This is a genomic window from candidate division WOR-3 bacterium (assembly GCA_039803925.1).
Taxonomy (GTDB): Bacteria; Hydrothermota; Hydrothermia; order Hydrothermales; family JAJRUZ01; genus JBCNVI01.
This window is the reverse complement of the sequence record JBDRZL010000017.1, coordinates 40833-46837: the sequence shown is the minus strand read 5'-3', so window position 1 is coordinate 46837 and position 6005 is coordinate 40833. Positions and strand designations below refer to the sequence as shown.

Annotated in this window: 8 protein-coding genes; 3 read left to right on the top strand and 5 right to left on the bottom strand. The window is 25.1% G+C overall.

Annotation, left to right across the window (positions count from 1 at the left end):
• From ABIN17_07530 to ABIN17_07510, 5 genes are all read right to left on the bottom strand, one after another.
• A partial coding sequence (locus tag ABIN17_07530; protein MEO0284899.1) for a hypothetical protein occupies positions 1 to 185 on the bottom strand: 185 nt, incomplete at its 3' end.
• 20 nt (positions 186 to 205) lie between these two features.
• Positions 206 to 391, bottom strand: a complete 186-nt coding sequence (locus ABIN17_07525) for a hypothetical protein (protein MEO0284898.1) — start codon at positions 389 to 391, stop codon at positions 206 to 208.
• Positions 375 to 1952 (bottom strand): ABC transporter ATP-binding protein, encoded by a 1578-nt coding sequence (locus ABIN17_07520; GenBank protein MEO0284897.1) that lies wholly within the window; start codon positions 1950 to 1952, stop codon positions 375 to 377. Before ABIN17_07520 ends, ABIN17_07525 begins: the two co-directional genes overlap by 17 nt.
• Positions 1949 to 3229, bottom strand: a complete 1281-nt coding sequence (locus ABIN17_07515; GenBank protein MEO0284896.1) for a radical SAM protein — start codon at positions 3227 to 3229, stop codon at positions 1949 to 1951. The genes ABIN17_07520 and ABIN17_07515 overlap by 4 nt, the downstream gene beginning before the upstream one ends.
• Positions 3230 to 3517: 288 nt before the next feature.
• A complete protein-coding gene (locus ABIN17_07510) occupies positions 3518 to 4513 on the bottom strand; it encodes a sigma-70 family RNA polymerase sigma factor (GenBank protein MEO0284895.1) in 996 nt (331 codons plus the stop codon).
• 283 nt (positions 4514 to 4796) lie between these two features.
• Between ABIN17_07510 and ABIN17_07505 the strand changes: the two genes are divergently transcribed.
• Genes ABIN17_07505 through ABIN17_07495 form a run of 3 tightly spaced genes read left to right on the top strand, consistent with a single transcriptional unit; the run spans position 4797 to position 6004 of the window.
• Positions 4797 to 4964, top strand: coding sequence for a hypothetical protein (locus tag ABIN17_07505; protein ID MEO0284894.1), 168 nt, complete (start codon positions 4797 to 4799; stop codon positions 4962 to 4964).
• A complete protein-coding gene (locus ABIN17_07500; GenBank protein MEO0284893.1) occupies positions 4961 to 5254 on the top strand; it encodes a transcriptional regulator in 294 nt (97 codons plus the stop codon). The genes ABIN17_07505 and ABIN17_07500 overlap by 4 nt, the downstream gene beginning before the upstream one ends.
• A 33-nt stretch (positions 5255 to 5287) precedes the next feature.
• Positions 5288 to 6004 carry a hypothetical protein gene (locus ABIN17_07495; GenBank protein ID MEO0284892.1) on the top strand — a complete coding sequence of 239 codons (717 nt, stop codon included), beginning with the start codon at positions 5288 to 5290 and terminating at the stop codon, positions 6002 to 6004.
• Position 6005 lies beyond the last annotated feature (1 nt).

Sequence of the window (6005 nt, the reverse complement as noted above, 5' to 3'; positions counted from 1 at the left end):
CCAATAAACACTTCAGTTTTGAAAGGAGGAATTTTCCCTTCTTCTGGTTGAAATTCAATAAATTCAGTTATTGGGGTTAAAGATAGCCATTCATTTTCTGATAGAATCCCATCAATTACAATCTTTCCTACCTCAAATTTTTGAAGGGTTAAAAGATAGGAGAATAATAAAATCAATTTAATCATTTAATTCCTCCTTTTTATTTTTATTCAATTTTTTTATTGAATGTATCTTTTTCAACATATCCTCCCCAACAGAATTTTTTACAATAAAGAAATTTAAAAGGTTTGTGTGTGGAAGGAGGACAAACATATTCATTACAATATTTTATTTTACAAGGTGTCTGTTTTTTTAAATTTTGAAATTCTTCACCTTTATTTATTACCTTCATTTTGTTCCTCCTTTTTAATTTTTATAATTATATCGAAAAATTGATTAAGAGTTTCAAATTGCGAGGGCGATGTAATTATAAATGTCTTATCTTTAAACTTTCCCATGGTCTCTAAAAACTTTTCCTTTCCATTTTCGTCAACATTAGTAAAAGGTTCATCAAAAAGATATATATCACTTTTTTTAAGAAAACATCTTATTATATCAATTTTTTTTCTTTCCCCCGCTGAAAGCAAATTTACATTTTTTGTTTTTAAATGATTCAAATTAAAAATATCAAGGTAATAGTCTATTTCCTCTTTTTTACATCCCGAAATAATTTCTAAATTCTCGTATATATTCCCGTCCATTAAAAGTGGAGGGGCAAAGGAAATTGAGATATTTTTTGAAAATAAACTTATTTCACCATTAAAAGAATATAGACCACAAAGGGTATAAAGTAGTGTTGTTTTTCCACTCCCATTTTCTCCTAAAATTAAAACCCTTTTACCTTCAGGAATTTCAAAATCTGGATATTTAATTTTTTTATCAAGAAGACTAACTTCAACATTTTTAAATACAATCTTTTTATTATTTGAAAAATTAAATGAAACTTTATAAGGGGATGGAGAAAGTTCTTCCATTCTTTCTATTTCTCCAGTGCATTCTCTGATGTTTATTATTGAATTATACAGGTTTTCAACAGCAGAAATCAACTGCCATAATATTGTGCTAAAACCTAAATAACTACCTATTGTTAACCTACCATTTAAAATTTCATAACCTGCAAAAATCAGTAACCCAATCTGCATAATCATCTGGAGAAATGCTTGAATATTGTTTATAGAAGCTGTAAAGAATGTTACTTTTGTTAAAAATTGAAGAAATTCTTTTAATTTCAATTTAAATTTTTTCTCTGCATGGTTAATTATTTCAAAAATTTTTATCAACTTATAATTTTCAATTAAATTATTTAAAAAACCCTGAAGTAAAGCACTTTTTTCATCCCTTTCTTTAATAAAAATTTTATATTTTCCTCCGAAAAAGTAATTTAAAAAGGTATTTATTAAAAAAAATGGGATAATGAAAATGCATAACTGGGGAGCAATTAAGAAACCAATAGAAAAACCAAGTATACTCCAGAAAAGATTTAAAACAATACCAGAGGTTGTTGTTAATAAACTTGTTATTATTGAATCGGGCTCATCATGAATTCTTGATAAAAAATACCCTGAAGGACGTTTTGAAATAAATTCATAATCAAGGGAATAGAAATTTTTAAGTAAATTTACCCTTAGTTTTATTTCGACCCTGTTTCTTAAATATCTTAAAGTTATAGTTGAAAAGAAACCCAAAAGTATTGATATCATCCAGGAAAAAAGTGTCAAAAAACCAAAACGAAAAAGAAAGTTAAAATCTTTATTTATTACACCCTTATCCACAATTTCTTTCACTAAAAACGAAGTAATTGTAGCGAAAAATACACTTAAAAGGGTAAATAAAACAAAAACTGAAAATCTAAAACTGTTGTTTTTCCATACTAAATTTTTGAAAGTTGAGAAAAATTTTTTAATTTCTCTCATTTAAATTTAAATTCGTAGATTTTCTTTAAATAATCTTTAAGTGAATACTTCCAGAATGAGCATTTAATAATTCCCTTCGACCTTCTCAAAGGACAGGAACCATTACATAGTGGTAAAAACTTACAATAAACACAAAAATCTGGTAATTTAAATTTAAGATTACTCAATTTTTTATTAATTTTTTTATCAAAAATATTACCACAGCTTTCCTCTTCTCCAACAAGTTCAAGGCATTCTTTTAATCTTCCATCAGCATCAATTATAAAACTGTTTTCGGATACAAAACCACATCCACCTGCATGAGGTTGTGGATAAAGTTCAAAATTATTAAAACCTATCTCAAAAATTAAAGGAATTATATTTTCTGTAAGTATTTTCCCAAATTCTTTTTCATCAAAATGAATATTTCTTTTATCAGGATTTTCTTCAAATTCACCCAGGATGGAAGAGAAATAGAAACTAATATTTTTATCTTCATCAAATTTTTTCAAATCATTTAAAAGATTCTTAATACTAAAAATGTTTTCCTTATCAACCTGAATTCTTATTGAAATTTTTAAATCTTTAAATTCTTTGATTTTTTCTAAATTATTCATTAAAATTTCATAACTGTTATTTCTTCTTTTATTATGAAAATTTCTATCACCATCAAGGGTTATTTGGACAAATTTTAAATTGCAAATTTCGCAGAGTGCTTTTGCAGTGTCATAATTTAAATAATAACCATTTGTAATGATTGAAGAAGAGAAATTTAATTTTTTTTCTTTTGATATATTTTTTATGACTTCTCCAAACTTTAATACCATGTCAAGTTTTATCAATGGTTCCCCTCCAAAGAATAACACACTTATATTTTCTAGCTCATTTTTGCTATCTATAATTTCCTTTATAAATTCAATAGATTTTTTAAAAATTGATTCTTCCATATCATATTTTTTACTTCTTTCAAAACAGTAAGAACAATTGAAGTTGCAGAGCTGGGTTGGGACAAAAGTGATGCCTAAATATTTTTTATTTACATTTTCAATTTCATCGAAATTTTTTAAAAAAGTTTCCCTATCATTTCCTTTAACAATAAATCCATTTGAAGTAAACTCTTCTAACATTTTTTCGTTTTTATCCCATAAATTTTCATTTTTATAAAATTCAATATATTCCTTTTCATCAAGAAGAACAAAACCTTTTGACAGAATATTGTAAAGTAAAATTCCTTTATCAACTTCTATTTCTATATTATAATAGCTTTTTTTCCACTCAAACTCACTCTTTTTATTCATCTTTTTATTATTTTTTATTTTTATTATGGATTAATATGAAAGGGGGGGGAGTACCCCCCCTTGTCTTATTTGGGTTTTTCACGCATCACCCCTATAACCCAAGAAACAGAACTTTCCACAATACAAAATGGGGCACTCATTTTGGGGTGTGACACTTGTTTTTCCTTGGTTTACTATTTTCATGTTTTCCTCCTTTTTATTTTTAATCCCTGAGTTGGGCTTTAACCAATTTATCAGGGTCTTATTATATATATAACAATTTAAAAAGCCTTTTCGGTTTTTTTTTTTTTAACGAATCTGAGATTTTGTTATGATTAAAATTTTTTTATGTTTTAAATCTGAAATAAAACTATATTCAATCTTTTTCAAAAATTCCCTTCCTTCAAATAAATATATCCTTTTACACCTTAATTGATTTTCTGGATTCTTTAATGAATTTATATTTGAAAAAATAACAATCTTACTTTCCTCTTTTATTTTCCCAATTTCTAAATCATCAAATAAAAAAATATTTAATAAGCAATCCTTACAATTTAATTCCACTGAAAAACTATTCTTTTTCAAATCCTTTAATTCAATTTTTTCACATTTACATAAAAATTTTAAAAAATTATAAATAACATTTAAAAAATCTTTATTTAAAAGTCTTCTTAAACTCATATATTTTCTCATATAAAACGGAATTTTTGATCTCCAATTTTTATGGTAATCCTTATTCTTTTTTCTCCATTTAATAAAATAATGAGGATTTTTATTTTTCCATTTCCTTTGAATCTCTTTCACCCTTTCTTCATTTTCAACCAACCATTTCCTTCTTAATTCTTTCCTGCTTCTTTTATCAGGATTAATTTTACTCTTTATCTCAGAAAAAATATCCTTAACTCTTTCATAAGAAATATTCAATTTTTTTGAAATCTCTTTTAAATTAAACCCTTGCTTTATTAAACTTATAATCCATAATTCTTCATCCTTTAATCTATATAAAATCCTTTCAAAGTCTTCTAAAAATTTTTCATTTTTTACCTCATTTAGCATCTCAAGTTCCTCATTCTCTTTTAAAATTAATTTTGTTTCCCTCTTTAAATAATTCAAGAAATGATTATCTAAGGATTTCAAAAAATAATTCTTAAACTCTCTTTCATCCCCTTTAAATTTTTCCTTACATTTTTTAAAACATAAAAATGCTTCTCCTAAAAGGTCATCTTTATGATGAAGAAAATTATACTCTTTACAAAAATTTAAAATTTTAATATTGATTTCTTTTAAATATTCTTCAAAATTCATATTTAAAGCAAATTATAATAATATTCAAAATAAATTATAATATTAACATGTTAATTTTATCAAAAATGCTTGAGAGGTAAGAAAATTTCAAAAAAAAATTGGAAAAATTGATAAGATTAATTTAACTATCAGTCTGAAAGAATTAATTTTAATGAGATCTGAAGGTTGCTTAAAGATTATATTTTTAAAACTTGAAATTTTATTTTTTTTACAGTATAATTTATATTACAAATTAATTTGTAAATAAAAGGTTCAAATCCTGTAAAACAAAAATTTTTAAAAAATGGAAAATAAAAAATCACTAAAAAGTGCAGGTCCCATGATATTTTTAGGTTTTCTTTTTATCGGATTGGGTATAGGCTTTCTTTTCGGAAAAGTTGCTGTAGGCTCTTCTATAGGTATGGGTTTCGGTTTTATACTTTGGGGAATTCTCTATTTTCTTAAAAAATGAAATTCAAAGAACTTGACCCAATAATTCATGAAAAAACAAGGCTTTCAATACTCATTTATCTTCTGCAGAATAAAGAAGTAGATTTTTCAACACTCAAAAAAATTACTGATACTACTGAAGGAAACCTTTCCTCCCATTTGAGGGTGCTTGAAGATAATAAATTAATTGAAGTTAAAAAAACTTTTGTGGGCAGAAGACCAAAAACTTTTTATAAATTATCTGATTCAGGTAAAAATAAACTTTTAGATTACCTTGATAAGCTAAAGAAAATTTTAAAAGAAATAAAATAGGGTTCAAATCCCCCTTAAATTTTTATATAAAATATGAAAAAAGAAATTGAAGAAATCCTTGAAACCATAGATATACTTAAATATATCTCTCAGAGAGCTAAAAAAGAAATTAAACACTTTGCTATATACATGATAATATTCGGGTTTTATATTTCAACTTGTGTTTTTATAACTCTTATAACAGAAAAATACATTTTATGGTTTTATCTTTTGCCTCTTGCCTTCTTTTTCTCTACAATTCATGTTTCAGGCATAATTTTCTCTATTTTAATATGGGGAATCTTTTCTATAATCTATTTCTTTATAATTCCAAAACTTGGAATACCCCTATATATTTCTGCAATTTTTATTGGAATTCTTGTTACCTTTGGTTATTACATGAACTACTACATAGGAATTAAAAGAAAAACTTATAAACCTCTCAATTCAAAATTAAGTGTAATTCCTAAAATAGGCATTTTCTGGGGATTTGCCTTTGCTGGAATTATATTTAATATTTTTCTTTTTTATAATGTTCTTGGAGAAGATATAAATAAAATTGTCAATCCCCTTTATAGCTACACAACCGGAATGGGTCTTTTTGTTACAGGATTTGTTCTTCCATTTTTTTATATTCTTGGAATTATAGAAGTTATATTTATTCCTCTTCTTAATTATATAAATAATGCCTTAGCCTATATTACCCATGGGATTGTTGGTTTACTTATGGCATTTTATTCTATTTACCTTTTAAAAAAGAAAGAGGAATAAT

Bases quoted from the DNA above. Each gene is read 5' to 3' on its own strand.
- ABIN17_07515 (MEO0284896.1), bottom strand. From the start codon at position 3,229: ATGAATAAAAAGAGTGAGTTTGAGTGGAAAAAAAGCTATTATAATATA.
- ABIN17_07505 (MEO0284894.1), top strand. From the start codon at position 4,797: ATGGAAAATAAAAAATCACTAAAAAGTGCAGGTCCCATGATATTTTTA.
- ABIN17_07510 (MEO0284895.1), bottom strand. From the start codon at position 4,513: ATGAATTTTGAAGAATATTTAAAAGAAATCAATATTAAAATTTTAAAT.
- ABIN17_07520 (MEO0284897.1), bottom strand. From the start codon at position 1,952: ATGAGAGAAATTAAAAAATTTTTCTCAACTTTCAAAAATTTAGTATGG.
- ABIN17_07525 (MEO0284898.1), bottom strand. From the start codon at position 391: ATGAAGGTAATAAATAAAGGTGAAGAATTTCAAAATTTAAAAAAACAG.
- ABIN17_07495 (MEO0284892.1), top strand. From the start codon at position 5,288: ATGAAAAAAGAAATTGAAGAAATCCTTGAAACCATAGATATACTTAAA.
- ABIN17_07500 (MEO0284893.1), top strand. From the start codon at position 4,961: ATGAAATTCAAAGAACTTGACCCAATAATTCATGAAAAAACAAGGCTT.